The sequence below is a fragment of the Pseudoalteromonas luteoviolacea genome (assembly GCF_001696455.1).
GTDB lineage: Bacteria > Pseudomonadota > Gammaproteobacteria > Enterobacterales > Alteromonadaceae > Pseudoalteromonas > Pseudoalteromonas luteoviolacea_C.
In genome coordinates this window covers 681,623-697,795 of the sequence record NZ_MAUJ01000001.1, presented here as the reverse complement: position 1 = coordinate 697,795, position 16,173 = coordinate 681,623, and the positions used below count along the sequence as shown (strand labels likewise).

Sequence of the window (16,173 nt, the reverse complement as noted above, 5' to 3'; positions counted from 1 at the left end):
GTGTTTAGAGACTGTATTCAGTTGCGTGCTTACTGCACCACAAAGTTATGTTGAATTTTCCACTTCCCGATGCCTTCAAAAACATCGCCTGCCACGTTAGTCAGTGATATCTTGTGATTACGGCTTGGCACCAAAATTTCGTCCATACTCTGAGGGCACACCTGTGCATATTGACGAATGTTGTCATCTAGGCGTTTACCACGAATAACTTGCACCATTTTTACCGCTTGGTGCATTTCTAAGGCTTGCGCTACATCCGCCAAATAGATGGTATGAGATAGTTTCTCATCGCTCTTATTCCAAGGTGTCAGCGTATCAACAACTAAATCGTTCAGCTCTATCACCGTTGTTTGGATATCAAAACGAGGATCGATTTGAATAATGATCTCTAGTTGGACTTCTACATAAATTGGGTCAACAACCGTGATGTCTAAATTAGGTACTGAACGCAATTCAACTTCGTCCTGGATCTGACGCATTAAATATCTAGGTACTTTGGGCTGTAACAACTCAGTATCATGGTTGAGTGGGATCACCATCATGTTCACCCCGTCACTCGTCTTATATGCCCGAACCGTATGCAATTCAGGAAAAGTTTGCAGTGTATGGTGTTCGAAGTCCCAACCTGTTAGTAACCGATCTCTATGTCTCAGGCGTTCACTCACACGCAAGTTAATGCGGCTATCATCTTCTTTAACACGTGCACCGAAACTATCAAAAGGTTGTTCGACGGAGGATATGAGCGGATCTGTTGTTACCAGCTTCGAAATACTCTGTGCGGGAAGAGGCTTCAAATAGTGAGACTCAGGGTGTCCTGTTGAACCCAGAGTGACTTTTACAGCCTGCGAGTAAACCCCCTTTAGCTTAGAGTATATTGGATGGGTGTAATCACTTGAAAGCATCGAAGTATCAATGGCCGCGCGAACCCAAACTTTGCCGTCTTGATTAAATTGATCGGTTAGATCAAATTCAGGTAACGAAAAAACGATGATCCCTGAGTCTAACAAGTCATAGGTGTTGTCTTGCAAAATACGGCCTTCACCACCCGTTCCCTGAGAGTCTTCCCGGCTAAAGTGATGCCACTTCCCTTGATTGTAATACTCCCATTTAAAGTCCGGCTGCTCTACAAAGTTATAACCATCAACAGCTTCTAATTGAAATAGCACGCTGCATTGACCTGGTGTCACCATCGAGCCTAGCGCAATGTATAAATAGCCTAAATCGTCAATTTGCGGTAACAGGTGCAGACTGTTCTGATCTTCAAGTAACTGTAATTGCCTGCCGATTGGCGATATGTGCTCAATCCAAATTGAATTACCAATAACATCTCGTTGGGCACGAGAAATACTTTGGCTGTAATAGTTGAGTTTAATTGAATCAAGTAACGGGGTATAAGGTTCCGGTACCTGAACAGGCATAAAGTCCCCATCAGTTGGGTCCCACTTGGTTAAATTAATGCTGTTTTGGTATGCGTAATACTCAGCAACTTTTAAATGGTATGGATGTCCAAAGTCCTGATTAGACAGTTCAAATGTGTACCATTTAGGCCACTCTTTCGCTTGCGTCAGATTAAAGGGTAGCGTCAAATAGTCCCGGGCACCATTGTCATCGTCGAAGGTGAAAGCGAGCCGATTTGTGGCAATATTATTTTCATTACTAGGTAAGTTTTTTTGCTGTGAAACTTGAACCTCTGAGCTGTCCCAAAGATCGTCGTTATAAAATAGGTCTGCGGTTATTTTGTGGTGTGCGTCACCGTAAGTTTCATCCGACTGAGAAATCTGAACTTGGTTGACTGGCCATATAGGTGTTGCTTCAGACTTCTTGGCACCTTGAGCTGAAGCGATCACGCTTTGGTAGTTTAGGTAGGTTTTGTAGTACTCATCAAAATCATCCGGTCGCCCTACCCAATTTAGCTCAACGCTTGCTCTGGTTATACGTTTGCACAGTAACTCTGGGTGCGTAAATTCAAACTTTTCGGCAAGTTGAGGTGCGAACCCGAAAGGCTCAAATGGTTTAGCCATATCTAAAAAGCCAATGCCATTATTTCCTATTAAGCCATTCGCACCTACGACTAATACATTAAGTCGCACTTCTTGCACTTCGTTTAAAGTAAGAGACGCTAATAATTTTTCACGCTTGTTTAAATCTATGCTGTAAAGACCTTGATACTTAGACTTCTTGAGCACAAACGCCACATAAGGCAACACTTTATCCCGTCCAATAAAACCATCTTTTACTGGTGCTATTGGCGCGAACAGCTCATCAATTGTGATGTGAATTTCACTGTTTTCAGAATTAAGCGTTAGCTGCTCTGCTGATAATAGAATAGGGCCATCTTCGGTACTGACCCATACATCAAAGCTCTCTAACCAAGCAGTTAAATCCAGCGGGCTTTCCCCAAACTCATCACTGGAAAATCGCATTGAAATAATACGTTTTCCGCTAGATAGGAACAGGTCTTGTGATGCTACTTTGAAGCCAATTTCTACTTCAGGATCTGACTCAATGACTTTGTCGTCACCAAACGTCATCGCACTGGATTCCAACTCAGTGCCCTGCTCGCTGTCAATGAGGACATGGCGACAAATGTCTAGGCCTGAGCTGGTGATAAGCTTGTTTACCGTTGTGACATTATCAACCACGGCACGATTAATGGCACATGGCTCAGTCGAGAGATAAGTCAGGTCGTTACCCTCTTCATCCTTGCCGCCATCGAACTCAGTTCCAGATTGCAAAGTTATTGAGTCGACTTCATTTAAAGCAATCAAAATATGCGCGGCGTCAGGCTCTGCTGCCAAGGGCTCAAAGCCCAGAACATCGCGATAATAGTGATTCAAGTGACGCTCAATAAACTCATTAAACTGACTTTGTGTGTGAGACAGTAAATCAACAAAAGTCAGAAGCAGCGCTAAATCTGGACGCTCTGCTATCTTGGCCGTTAGTTCATCAGCATTGCCAGTTAACACAAATGTACTCAGGTCGGCAAATTTTTCTGCATCAGGTAGAATTTTGTACCATGTTTGTACTGGACGCCAAGTATCTGTACCAATGAAGTTTGTTTGTTCGGCCACCTTAGCAAGGTAGCTTAGCCATTGCTCAATCGAGCGTGGCTCTATTTCGTAAAACCCACTTGAGAGCTCGGGTATGATGCGCCCAGTTTGGCTCAACCCTGTTTGATAATGGGTAATGTGTGAAAGACTACGAGACTTAGAAGTCATGTGATTACCTTATAAATTCGAAAACGAACACATAAACGTAACCACACGTACCAACAAAAGTTGGCTGCTATGTATTACGGCGTTCGTGCAGATTGCAACAATGCAAAAGATAAAAAAGTAAAGGTATTGCTCAGTGTGGGAGGACCACGAGCAAAAGCAGTTAGACAGACTGTTCAGATAGATAAAATGGAAATACCATATTGCTGCGGCTATTCGTCTTGCGGATCAAATAGGTCAACTCAATGAGTAATACTCCATCGTAGAGCTCTTGTGGATCAAACGAAATGTCTTCTAATATAATTCTAGGCTCGTGATTAAGCAGCACCGCTGAAATTTCTTGCTTTAAGGTAACAAGCGCGGCTTCACTGGCATCCTCAAACACAAAGTTTGATAACCCAGAACCAAGTTCAGACCAAAATGGTCGCTCACCTTTTAGCGTATTTAAAGCAGTAGAGATCGCCTGCTTCACAAGCTCTTCTCCTTCGGCCATTTCAGGCCCAGCATCTGGGCTGGCAAATTGCGGTGGAAAACCCCACCCTCGTCCAAGAAATGATTGGTCCATATATAAACCCTCTTTATCCTATTTCCATTTTGTCTGTCACGACTGCGACTTTTTTACTTTCGATGGTGATGGATTTATCCATCTTGATTTGACTATCATCCGGGGTTTTGATCACGACATCAGTCTTTGCCGTCATGCCCGCTTTGTCTTTTTGCGATAAGCTATAACCTGAGCTTTCACCCAGTGAAATAGAGTGGTCCTTACTGCCTTCCATGATGATGTGTGGTTTTTTAAAGGTAAATTTCAAACCCATGGCCTGCTCTTTAAATACTAACCCTCGGACATCATATTCTTTTTTATATCCACCCAGAGGGGGCTTAGCAACGGGGTTGTGAACAGCCCCCACAATGACCGGAAATCTTGCATCACCACCGATGAAGTCCACTATCACTTCAGTATCTTGATCTGGCGGTAAAAACAGCCCTTCTTCTACCCCCACGTAAGGTGTTAGTAGCCGAGCCCAAATAGGTTCTGTCGTCAGGCTATGTAAAGTGAGTGGGATCCGATGCAGTTTTTCTTTATCATCTTTAAACTCTGCGACTTTACCTACCACAACTGGGGTTGGCTCCAAAGTTTCCCACTGCGACCAACCACTATTGACCAAGGACAAGCCCAAAGTGAACTCACAAAACCATCCCTGATTAGAAAGGTGATGATGGATCTCGCTGATCATATAATCCGCTTTATTGCTCTCACCAGCACCTGATACGGTGATGGCTTCTAACAACTTAACGTTATGCAATGACTCAGCTACTGACATATCTACTTGAATACGACCTTGTTGAGTATCCCAGAGGCGATAGGTTTGCTCAGCTTTGGCTTTTGCCGCCAACTCCACTTTGTCTATTGGCGCTTGAGACTTGATAACAATGTCAGCGGTCGCACCGTCCTTTTTTTCACCTGAGTCATGGTTTTCGACAAGCATCGCTTGAGTTTTAATATCCCATGCACTGTGATCGACTTTTTTCGCATAGGAGCTGTTATCTATACAGAGCTCAAACTCAGTACACCCGTCCATGGCGACATTAAACTCTGTGGCACTTGGTGTATGCTTAGTCAAATCGACAATGTTAATTCCGCCTTCTTCTTCGTAAAAAACAAAGCCATTGGTCAAGATTCGATTCATTAGTACTTCCCATGGCTTTTTCTCAACCATGAGGTATTGATAATGTTTGATTTTACTGTCTGCGACCGTCTTTTTTCCTGCACACGGCGTCAACAAATCATTTAGAATATCTGTGTCTGTGGAGTCTGGTTTGTATAGTTTGCTGATCCTCGATTGACAAAGCTTATTTGCCTCCCCTTTGGCTTCAACTTCTACAAATGGCTCGCAACAATAGCCAATTTTACCGCCAGTGATCACACCAGAAAAAACGGTTATTTGCGCCGCATCACCAAAGCCTGCTTTCACCTCTATTGACTTGCCCGGTGGAAAGTCTTTTGACAGAGACAGCGAGAAAGTTTCTTCTGCCATATCACCATCAGCGAAAATAATCGATAGCTCAGGGATCTGATTCACCCCTCGGCGAGCGACTATCTCTTTGACACCCACTTCCAGTTTTTTTTCACTGCCGTCGACTAAAATGGTGTAACGTATATCCATATCAGCGCTCCAAAGGCGGGTAAATAATTTCAGCTCCCACGTCAGCGCTGCGAATTGAAGCCAATTTATTCACACTTGCCACCTGATGTACGTAGTCAGGTTCACCGTAAATTGAAGTCACTTGGGCTATCACACTATCTCCAGCTTTATGTTGGAGTACATGGGTTAAATCTGGTGAGCTTTTTCCGGTTCTAAGTTTAATTTCTTTGTTCGACAGACACTCTGATACATTACAAACAACCTGCGCTTTGACACGGTTGCCTTTACCATTGACCAGTTCACTGATCACATTGATGTCATTGAGCATACCGTGAAAACCCCCATCAGCACCGTGATTTAACACCATGTTCAAAGGCATGATGGTCACAAAAGCGGGCAAATGAGTTTCACCTTGTACTGCAAGACCGTACTTCAACAATTGTTGAATGCTGTCTTCGGTCTCTGTCTCTCCACTCTCTCCCATCGCGAGCTGACCGGGCGTTTCAATGATGGTATCGTCCAATAGGAATTTAATAGTCAGAATCGAGGTTGGTGACTTCTGATAACGCGCAGACCCACTTTCTGAGCCAATGATCTTTGACTCTACCAAATGATTCTGATGCGTCACGTTTAAAGATTTTGGGTCATAAGGCAACGTGAGTTCACCTAACTTGTTACCATCGCCTCGTTCAATTTTTTTATAGAATGTCACTTTGCAAAGTGGCAAACCACTTGCGTTAATACCGCTTGATTTATTCATAGTCAGGGCCTTTTTTCTTTACCAAACTTTGCAAACCTAAATTCAATATGGCGCTTTAAATCGGCTTCCAATTGACAAAGCAACTCCTGAACTTCATAACGGCCTAGCGCGTTACTGTGTTTTTCGATTGCAGGTATCTGTTGAGAAGAGCCGTTTGTATTGTCAGCGGTCGCATCACTTGGTTGGTCCGCTCGAATACGTGCTTTGACATGCACTTGATTACACTTTATTTCCATATGTTGCTTACTCCTTGTTATGAAGGTAAGCCTGGAATTGGCACCGCAATGAGGTCCCGATAGCTAAAGCTAAGTGACTCAATTAAAACGTCATTTCGGCTGGCATCAACACCTTCCCACTCCCAACTTTCCAAAAATGCATTTTGAACGAGCCATGCTTGAGCAGGCAAAAAGTTATCGTCTAATATCGTGACTAAGATATCGTTCTTAACCAAATAGGTACTCCAAGCATCGCCAAATACCAAGTTTTGTAGCATCAATAAGCTGCCACCTTGGAAAACCCCTCTTTTTAGAGTTAAGGCTCTGGCCTGCTTTGCATTCGCAACACTTACACGATTGTTGGTATATTCGATGCTCCTAGCCATTTTCAGTCCACTGACATCTTTAAAAAGAATATCAACGGGGTTAGGTATGCCGGCTGTAACAATACTGACAAGAAAACGATACCCAACCATTGGTGTTCTAGGATCTTGAAACATATTTCACACCTAAATGGGCACTCTCGTGCCCTAAAAAAGAGAATAAAATTAATGGAATTCGATCTTGATATCGTCAGCCATCATTTCTAGTGACTCAACACTCGCTTCATTTGAGCCGCCATTGATGCTCGGTGCCGTCAACTTCTTAGGAAATGCATTGATTACTTTCCAAGTAACGAGAGGCTGAGAACGATCTTCATTGGTGAGTGAAATTGTGATGTCCTTTTTATCAACAAGGTTTAAGCTGATAGAAGAAATCCAATCGTAGAACTGGCTCTTTTGCTTAACAAGGCCACGCTTTAACGTAATGTTCACGTCAGTTGGTTGCCCAGGCATATGCTTTTTGCCATAGCCATCTTTGTAAGTGATAGTTTCAACACCAATATCTAGGCCAGAAACCTCTGAAAAAGGAATGCTTTCTTCGCCAAAACTGACAACAAATCGATAGACCGGAATTGGATATTCTGCTGCGATATCTGCTTTAGTAGTAGCCATTTATTAACTCCAAAAAATACTGTAATTACAGCTATGCTGTAGTGAAAAATAGGTGTCTATTTGGCTGCTCAAACGGGCCAAATAGACGTTGTGATTCGCGGAAAATCAAAAGCTAGGATTAGCCTTCTAAGCTTTTGTGAGAGAAAGTTAGTACGATGAATTCAGCTGGACGCACCGCTGCAAGACCAATTTCAATGTTCATTAGGCCATTGTTAATATCATCTTCAGTCATTGTCTGACCAAGGCCGACGTTCACGAAAAATGCTTGCTCTGGCGTTTCACCAAAGAATGCGCCAGAACGCCATAGGCTCTCTAAATAACTTTCAATCATGGTTTTTAGTTTTAACCATGTGAATGGTGTGTTTGGCTCAAATACTGCAAAGTGCGTTGCTTTTTGAACAGACTCTTCAACCATGTTGAACAAACGGCGAACCGATACGTAGCGCCACTCATTGTCATTACCCGCAAGCGTACGTGCACCCCACACCAGTGTGCCTTTACCTACAAATGTGCGGATAGCATTGATTGACTTACCTGATGTTGCATCAACGTTTAGACCTTCTTGGTCTGCATTGTCAATGGTAAGCTTTGGCATGAGTACTTGTGCAAGTGCAGCATTCGCAGGCGCTTTCCATACACCGCGATCTTTGTCCGTTTTAGCCATAACACCGGCGATTGCAGGTGAAGGAGGAAGGTCTAGGTAGTTTTTGCCAAGCTCTGCTTTAACTTGGTTATACACATCTGCTGAAGAGAATGGGTAAGCTGGGTCGCCAATTGCTGCCAGTTGAAGTGAGTTCAGTGTAACTGGTGTCAGTTCAAATTCGTTTTCGATTACTAATGGCGTGCCGCCTGTTTCAACGATTGCACCGTTTTCAAGCTTAACTTCTACCCCATCGGTTAAACGGTAATAACTTGTACCATCCGTCGCGAACACAGTTTCAGGCACTAAATAGCGCTTGCCTGATGGATCGTACTCATCACCATCAATATCATCCGTATTGTCACCTTTTGGCAGTAAGTAATCTTCACCAATATCGGCCCAATCAGCACCATTTAGGCAAACCAATTTGTGTGAAACATCCTTTGGCCACCAGACTTGTGCAGTCAACGGCGCATCCACAATGACTTTAGTCGCGTCATATGCACGCGCAATCGTTGTTGTAAGGTATGGATAGTATGCAGCACCATACTTAAGGCCAAGTGTCGCACCAGCGCGAAGTGCTGTTGCATCTTCAGAGATAGGGTCAATGCTATCCACATCGGCCTGCATTTGAACGTCGACAAGTGCAAAGCGGTCCATTCTTTTTTCAGCGTGAACGAGTGCTTTATTCTGTACTTCGTAGTGTTTTGTTGTATCTAAGCCAATTGACTCTGGGCTAGAGATTAACGTTACTTCGTCAACTTTATTAAGTAAATCAATTGCTTTAGTGAAGCCTTCAGCTGCTAACATTTCACCCGCAGTACCAATGCTCACGATGTAACATGCACCGCCGCCATTGGCAAAGTAATGACTGACAGCTTGATGCAAGAAGTATTGTGCATCTTCTAGCTCGCCTTCTGGAGACATCACTGCAAAGCCACCTGCTGACTTAGGTTTAAGCTTAAAGCTCTCTTGGTACGCGCCACCAAATACCGCTTCAAATTCAACCATGCTCGTAATACGAACTGGTGTATTCTTGTATGCTGGTGCATCACCTGCTTCATTCAGTTTGGTTGTGTAACCAATGAAAGCTGGAATGGCCGTTGCAACTTCTGCCACTGAAGGTGGCAGTGTTGATTTCTCTTGGACATAGACGTCTGGGGTTTTATATTGAGGCATAATATTTCCTTACGTTGATAATTACATTCTAATGAGCCAGTACGGCAAGAATTGGGTAAATGAGGCGCAAACTCGGCTAACTGACAACCTATTGAGTGGCAAATCAATGGGAATAAATCCACCCAAACAAGCTTGCGCCTCTTAAGACAAAGAGCCTTTACCACGGCTCCGCCACATCAGTCCCAACCGATGTGTCTTGTAAATTATTTTGTATGGCTAAGACGCCTCTTATCTGGCGCTGTGAAAAATAACTGTGACTTTTTTTGAGATGCTTTCGTGTCACTTTAAAATGGGTGAAAAGTGCCCAAAAATATGACAAAAAAGAAAGAAGAAGTTTCTTTAAGGGATAGATAATTGAAGCGGCTAAGTAAGCCTATGAGGCACAAACAAGCAATGAGAATACTGTCTTAAGGAGAAGCAAGGGCTGCTATTGAGCTATATCGTCAACGCACAGCTGGCTAAAAGTGTTACCGAGTGATAGTTTGCCTTGTAGCACATCTAGAGAGGCTCTTTAACACTCGTAAATTACCGACAGGCGGGCAATTTTGTTACGCGCCAGCTTCCAAGCTTATTTAGATACGGTAATGGGCTGAGTTGGCACAAACTTGACTGTTAATTCGGTAGGTGGAGACGGATCTGGGATCCCTTTATCATTTAAAGCAGGAATGACGCTTAGTGAACACTTTATATCACCTTTTAAAACAATTGGCGCACCGCCTTTGAAGGTAACTTCAGACAATACGATATCAGTAATCGCACTAAAAGTTACTGAGCCTCCAGCGACATATGCCCCTTGAATATAAGGAGACATATTCACTTTTTTTTGTAAAAACTTTTCTATGTCGTCTTGAACAGCAATCTCTCCTTGGCAAATCAACCCCTTGGAGACAACATCTAAAGGTCCTGCAGTCGGTACAATTAATACGCCTTTGTCTAAGAGTAAGTTAAATATCGTACTTGCGTTGAGTATTTTTATCATGTGTATATTTCCGTCATTTAGGTAGGCAAAAAGCACTGCTCCGTGAGTAAAAAAAGGCAAACTGCGCCCCATCCTTGCGCGCAATACAGTTTGCCAACTCACACTACTCTCATTCGCTTTGCAATCGCCCCAATCTTCGTAAGTACTGGACGAGGCGCTTATCACCCTTGGTGACTTTCGAAACCCAATTATCAACCAACTGTTTTCTTGTTTTGTTGGTTAGCCCGTTGCGACGATTGCGATAATTTTGTAATGCAATTCGCCCACAATGATGCTGCTTTGCATGCGCAATGAGTTCGCAAACTTGTTGCTCGGCGGCCCCTTTATCACATACAACATCGATCAACCCCAATTCAAACAATGCTTGCGCGTCATATCTTTTTCCTGATCTGAATACATCTAAAATCACATCACTAGACGCTCTGTCGCTCAGCTTTTTTGCTAATACGGCACATGGATACTGTTCAAACAAAATACTTGGGTTCATAAACTCAGATTGAGTCTCTGCTATTAAAATATCTGCTGCCAATGCCACCAGCATACCTGCACCAAAAGCACGACCCTGCACTATTGCGACACTGGTAAAGTTGTCTCTGGCACCACAAAGAAGCTGATCAATTAACATCAAATAGCTGCTGCCGTAATTTTCTAATTTGTCCTTATCACCACTTTCAATAAGCTCAGATAACAAGCTTAAATCAGCACCCAAGCAGAAATCCCCGTCTTTATTACCACTAAGTACTTTGAAAGTAGGAGGTTGAGCTTGAGATCCCGAACTAAAAAAGTGATTTAGCTGGTTTAAGACAGAGCTGCTTAAACAAGCCTTGGTATGCAACTGCATACGTGCCCACTGCATCGAACTTGTTTTCATTACAGATATAGGCTCACTCGGTTGTATCGATGTATTTACCCGCACAGAAAATCGCTACCGTTATTGTTTCTTTCACTCTGATGACGTGCTCGGCATAAAATTGTGATTGATTATTTGCGCTAAATTTACAAAAGAACTAAAACCTAAGTTGAAGAGGAAGGTTATTAATTCAAAAATGAGGAACATATGAAACTTGCAACAACGTTATTGTGCTACTGCATTTTTGCATTCTCAGCCAGCGCTGAACAAATCGCAAAAACTATATTAGCCAAACATTCAGTCGTCGCAGAACAAAAGAAAAACCAAAGAAAATTAAAAAGAAAGTCAGCGGTATATGCTAAAGATTTCATTGTTACAGGTGAACAAGCACGTGCTCAAATAAAATTTACTGAAGGCACAATTCTCACATTGGGTGCAGACACGCGCTTTTCAATCTTGGAATTTAATCACAGTGCAGATCATCCATCCCCCAACGCGACCCTAGAATTTGTAACGGGTGCGTTTAGAGTTGTCACAGGCGAAATCACGAAAGTTGTCAGACCTAACTTCAAAATTAAAACACCGTTAGGCTCAATAGGTATTAGAGGTACCGATTTTTGGGGTGGCAACCTTTACAGTAAAGAAACCATTGATGTAATCTTGCTTGACAGCGAACACCCTATCATCATTGAAAACCAGTTTGGCCGAGTCGTTATTTCCGAGCCAGGTACTGGGTCAACTTTGCGTCAAGGTGAAGCCCCTTCACAACCAGAGAAATGGTCAGAGCAAAAATTAAAAGACGCAGTCAAAACAATCCAATAATTCGCACTTTAACTAACATATGATTCATTATCTTCGCAAAATGGGTTGCGAAGAATCCGTGATGCTTCATTATGAATTATTTCATCAACCTTAACTCAGCTTACGCCTTCCACTTACAAAAATCATATCTTTTTGTTTTTTATATAAATAAAAATATAAAAACACAAAAATTGAAAAAAGCTCACCGAATTTGCCGGCTTTATTTTTGTTTGCTACTTTTGCTTCGCGTTACCGCTTTGGGCCCAAGTGATAACTAACTACTAACTAAAACTGACAAGTGAAAGTCCAGCTCTATGAGGCTGGTTTAAAAAACTATCCAAAGGATTAAAAATGAAAATGTTTAAATTAGGTACGTTCGCTGCTGCAATGTTAACTTCAGTAAGTGCAGTTGCTGCGCCTATCAATATCGCTGATACAAATGGTTATGATCGCCACACTGTATATGCTGATGGCCCAGTTAGCCGTGTAGTAATCACAAGTGAATTTGCGCATAACTTCTCAGCTGACATTGAATTACGTGATGGCGCACGCTGTGAGTACGGCAACCTATATTCAAACGTTGATGGCAGCCACATTGTGAATGCTGCTGTGCAACCAGATACTAACATCGTAGGTCAAGCAACTATCGGTGTTAATAACGGTATCCCTGAAGCGCGCCTAACAGATTCTAAGTTACTTAAGCTTGGTTGTTATGATGCAGACAATACTTGGTACCACGTACTAGTCAATGTACCAGGCGCACCAATTGTAAATTGGGATATTACCGTTGAGCCTGCTGGTGAATTCGTAAACCAACCTTACTCTTTTGGTTACCACTCTGCATACCGCGTGAAGAGCACACTTAATGTAGATAACCAAAACCGTTCTCAGTCATACTGCCACACAGTTGCAAACCGTGGTGTTTCACTGGGTTTATTCCACGGAAAAGATACATCAAATGTTTTCCACGCTGATGTATTCACTCAAGACAAAGTATACACGAATGACACGGCACAGCCTGTGCTTTATCAAATCATCGAGTGTGAAAATGCAGCGGGTAAAACAATGGCTGTTAAAGTATTCAACCTAACAGATCCTAATGGTATTTACACTTACGAAGATCAACTTATCATCAAGTAATTATCTTCTAAATATAGATAGGAAAATGGCAGCTAAATAGCTGCCATTTTTTAATTCACACTAAGGCTTTGTGTGGTACGAATAAATACCTGATCTCCTATTGAAGTCTTGCCGATATGTTGTTGAACATATTGTCTATAATCAACAAGGCTCGTTGGTGCACCATGGTAACCTGACAAATGAAGGGATGCATGTGGGGTAACATTTCTCTTAGAAACCTTAAACTCCTCTCCAAAGGTTAACTTTGGTATTTCAGAATTTAATCCACCAGCGACTATCCATTTTAATTTTTTGTATGGTGAGCCGAGTAATTCGAAATTGAAAATCACTGTAGCCTCTTGCAAACGTGTATCAAAGCCCTCGAAGTTATAGGCATATACATCCCCTTGCTCTTGCATTAACACAGCCTTAGTTAACTCACTTGCAAGTTCAAACTGCGCTTCTGGTAGCACGAATTCGTTTGTTTTCCCCTCATTATCAAGGTGTGTAATAACCCCCCATGAATGAATAACCGGTAACTCTTCAGGATAACTTACTGTGCTTTTATAGTTAAACAGCTCATTAATGTTCGAGAGTGATGGGTAAATTTTAAATACTGTATGCTCACCTGCATCGTCGAAGTTAGATAAAATCTTCTCACCATAACTATCTCTACCATTCACAGAGACTTTCGATTTATCAGCAAGGTGCGCGGTTGGAACGCGTACACTGTCATGGACAAAGTCACTCTCTGTGATTACCACACTCGATGATGCTGCTGGAACATCAATGACTGCCAATTTACTCATGTCGTAACCTGATAGGCTAATGGAATAATATAATTTAGGATTGTGTCCACATACACTGACCGACCCTTTATAACCATCAAAACCTACGCCATCCTCTCTGGAAACTTTATAGTCACTATGGGTAACTGCAAGTTCGCTCAAGTCAACGGTTATATCTCGACAGGGGCACGAACCAGAGGCATCAAAAAACTCAATTGTTTCTAATTGTGCGCCTTCAGAAATATCGAGTGCAGTGTGTATTTTACGGATCTTGCCCTTATCGCCTGTCCCCAATCGATTGTAGCCGTAATCTTCGACACCTATTACTGAAGCATGCAGGGCACCGGCTGGAATATCTTGACTAAAAAAGCCCACGCTGTCAGTTTTATGTGTCGCTAAAACGTTACCGTCAGTATCATGGAATACCACACTGGCATTAGGATAAGGTATGGTGCCGCAGTCCGTACGTGTTTTAACATTAAAGGTTAGTTTTGGCTGCTCTTCACCGGCTGATATACTAGGCTTATTTTCTGAAGCTCTATCGGAAGAACCACCACACCCTGCAAGTATCAAACACCCTGCCAATAGCGCGGGTTTATACACTTTACTCATTATATTACTTCTCAAAATCATGGATTTAATTATTGTACTATAAAAGTCTATGTATATCTTTTTTGACGGCTCCAAACCGCGCTTTATTAAAATTATAAAGTTGTTTAATATTCAATCAAAAATACACATAATTAATAAGATTAGTTTAGGGCAAGGCATTCTAAGTTTAAAATGGTGTTATTTTAACCTATTCTAATTAATAACCAGTGGACACACTATTAATTTGGCGCTCTTAACCTTAACCAAAGCACACTAGGTAAACTGAATTGAATGCAAATTAAGCTGTTCGTTGCAGCCTTTTTGACTGCAACCAGAACACTTTCTAATACGTTACCGAATTTGTCGCTTCTACCCTAACAAAATGGTATTTATCTGAGTGCACAAAATCCGTGTTATCTTTAATGTTGGCTCTGTACTCTGTTAATCCTGTCGGTGCCCCTTGATGTCCACTGATCACCACTTTGACAGATTGCGTTTGTCGATCTTCTGGCAAAGTTAAAAAGTCTCCGAATGAAAGCTCAGGGATTTCTGCTTTGAGTGATCCCTGTACTTCCCAGTCAACTCTGTTGACACTGCTGTCAATCCATTGGTATTCAAACCGCCAATGTGCCAACCTAAGTCGACTATCCACATTGGAAAAGTCATACTCCAATGTGCTGCGTCCGAAAATATTTGAAACGGTTTCGAGCATGTCCATAGGTTGTTCTGGTATCGATATGCTGGTCACAAGACCTGTATCATCAATTTTAGAAACGCCGCCGCTCACCGTGTAAAAAGATAGATTGCCAAGTTCTGCACTCTCTGATTGGAAGCTAGTTATGTAGTTTTCACTTGTAATCGAAGGGAATGTATAAGCCTGTCTTTCGGAGGCGGAGACACTGCTGCTTTGGGAATAAATGACTTGATCAGACTCTCCAATCCCTCTGACAGTGTATCGGGAATTCAAAGGTAATGCGCTCACATCCAGCTTTACACCCTCATGACTAAAATCGCTACCACTAAAGGTCAGCTCATCCTTGTCTGCTGGGATATCACGCAATGTCGCTAAAACATCATCATACCCAGGTAGTTTTATGGCGTAAAAAGCACTGCGCTTGTTTTGACATACTTTTAAATCATCATGATCATCGCTTATCGGGTACAAGTACGAATCTAAAATGTAAAAAGCACTGTGCGTTGAATTCAAAGATGTAAAGTCTGCGGTCACATCTCTACATTCACAAGATTCTGTCAGGTCGTAAAACATGACGTTTGAAAGCTTGGCACCTCGGGAAATATCTAGAGCCGTGATCACTCCTGTAATTTTCTCAGATTCAAATACCGCGTTTTCGCCGATAATTGACACATGCTGCGCACCCGTAGGGATCTCTTGAGTAAACTGCGCTGAATCATGCGATTTAAATGTGGCTATTTCCTGCCCTGCTTTGTCATGAAATATGATTGTAGTGCCAGCATAATCTTTTATACCGCATCGAGTATACTTTTGAGCCGTAAAAGAAAGCTTTGGTTTTTCTGCTTTTCGAATTTGTGGCTTGTTGTCATTAGATGAATCGATGCAGCCACTTAATGAAATGGCTAAACCAGCGACGACTGGCGAAATAAAGAACTTCTTCATGAGTCTTTGTCCCTAATATTACTAAATCCCAGCCATTGTACACAAAACAACTACAAAGCATTAGCACCTTTACAAAAAGTAACATTATGATTTTTATCATAAAAAAAGCAGCCTTCGGCTGCTTTATATTTCGACTCATATTAGAAATACTAACAGTGTGTAGGGAGAGTCATGTTGTATTACATCCAACCAAATTCAACATACGTTTGTTCCTTTTACATGTTATACCGGAGTAGTTGAGGTTGCAGCCAATTCAAT

Annotated in this window: 14 protein-coding genes; 2 read left to right on the top strand and 12 right to left on the bottom strand. The window is 42.2% G+C overall.

The genetic code is table 11. The features are described 5' to 3' along the window. Window positions 1–29: 29 nt before the first annotated feature. The 10 genes from A7985_RS02960 to A7985_RS02915 all read right to left on the bottom strand — a co-directional run bounded on the left by A7985_RS02960 (window position 30) and on the right by A7985_RS02915 (window position 11,001). On the bottom strand, window positions 30–3,218 hold the full coding sequence (locus tag A7985_RS02960) for a hypothetical protein (RefSeq protein WP_065788933.1): 3,189 nt from the start codon (window positions 3,216–3,218) through the stop codon (window positions 30–32). 160 nt (window positions 3,219–3,378) lie between these two features. Continuing rightward, window positions 3,379–3,780, bottom strand: a complete 402-nt coding sequence (locus A7985_RS02955; protein WP_065788932.1) for a GPW/gp25 family protein — start codon at window positions 3,778–3,780, stop codon at window positions 3,379–3,381. A gap of 13 nt (window positions 3,781–3,793) precedes the next feature. Further along, on the bottom strand, window positions 3,794–5,383 hold the full coding sequence (locus A7985_RS02950) for a phage baseplate assembly protein V (protein ID WP_065788931.1): 1,590 nt from the start codon (window positions 5,381–5,383) through the stop codon (window positions 3,794–3,796). 1 nt (window position 5,384) lies between these two features. Then, the gene (locus tag A7985_RS02945) at window positions 5,385–6,122 is read right to left on the bottom strand and encodes a CIS tube protein (protein ID WP_065788930.1); all 738 of its coding nucleotides are present in this window, start codon (window positions 6,120–6,122) and stop codon (window positions 5,385–5,387) included. A 2-nt stretch (window positions 6,123–6,124) separates the two neighbouring features. Then, window positions 6,125–6,358 (bottom strand): hypothetical protein, encoded by a 234-nt coding sequence (locus tag A7985_RS02940; protein ID WP_065788929.1) that lies wholly within the window; start codon window positions 6,356–6,358, stop codon window positions 6,125–6,127. Between the two features lie 17 nt (window positions 6,359–6,375). After that, complete coding sequence (locus A7985_RS02935) at window positions 6,376–6,837, bottom strand: phage tail protein (protein ID WP_065788928.1); 462 nt, start codon at window positions 6,835–6,837, stop codon at window positions 6,376–6,378. 48 nt (window positions 6,838–6,885) lie between these two features. Continuing rightward, the gene (locus A7985_RS02930; RefSeq protein ID WP_039609825.1) at window positions 6,886–7,332 is read right to left on the bottom strand and encodes a phage tail protein; all 447 of its coding nucleotides are present in this window, start codon (window positions 7,330–7,332) and stop codon (window positions 6,886–6,888) included. A gap of 118 nt (window positions 7,333–7,450) precedes the next feature. After that, window positions 7,451–9,151 carry a phage tail sheath family protein gene (locus tag A7985_RS02925; protein ID WP_065788927.1) on the bottom strand — a complete coding sequence of 567 codons (1,701 nt, stop codon included), beginning with the start codon at window positions 9,149–9,151 and terminating at the stop codon, window positions 7,451–7,453. 568 nt (window positions 9,152–9,719) lie between these two features. Then, window positions 9,720–10,130, bottom strand: coding sequence for a hypothetical protein (locus tag A7985_RS02920; RefSeq protein ID WP_141685253.1), 411 nt, complete (start codon window positions 10,128–10,130; stop codon window positions 9,720–9,722). A gap of 109 nt (window positions 10,131–10,239) precedes the next feature. Next, window positions 10,240–11,001 (bottom strand): enoyl-CoA hydratase-related protein, encoded by a 762-nt coding sequence (locus tag A7985_RS02915; RefSeq protein WP_081310402.1) that lies wholly within the window; start codon window positions 10,999–11,001, stop codon window positions 10,240–10,242. Window positions 11,002–11,187: 186 nt separating this feature from the next. Between A7985_RS02915 and A7985_RS02910 the strand changes: the two genes are divergently transcribed. Together A7985_RS02910 and A7985_RS02905 are read left to right on the top strand one after the other, a co-directional pair. After that, window positions 11,188–11,802, top strand: coding sequence for a FecR family protein (locus A7985_RS02910; RefSeq protein ID WP_065788924.1), 615 nt, complete (start codon window positions 11,188–11,190; stop codon window positions 11,800–11,802). A 330-nt stretch (window positions 11,803–12,132) separates the two neighbouring features. Further along, window positions 12,133–12,921: a hypothetical protein gene (locus A7985_RS02905; protein ID WP_065788923.1), complete on the top strand. Its 789-nt coding sequence runs from the start codon at window positions 12,133–12,135 to the stop codon at window positions 12,919–12,921. 50 nt (window positions 12,922–12,971) lie between these two features. On the opposite strand, the gene A7985_RS02900 is transcribed toward A7985_RS02905, so the two are convergent. Together A7985_RS02900 and A7985_RS02895 are read right to left on the bottom strand one after the other, a co-directional pair. Continuing rightward, on the bottom strand, window positions 12,972–14,300 hold the full coding sequence (locus A7985_RS02900) for a hypothetical protein (RefSeq protein ID WP_065788922.1): 1,329 nt from the start codon (window positions 14,298–14,300) through the stop codon (window positions 12,972–12,974). A gap of 322 nt (window positions 14,301–14,622) precedes the next feature. Beyond that, window positions 14,623–15,915 carry a hypothetical protein gene (locus A7985_RS02895; RefSeq protein WP_065788921.1) on the bottom strand — a complete coding sequence of 431 codons (1,293 nt, stop codon included), beginning with the start codon at window positions 15,913–15,915 and terminating at the stop codon, window positions 14,623–14,625. Window positions 15,916–16,173: the final 258 nt, after the last annotated feature.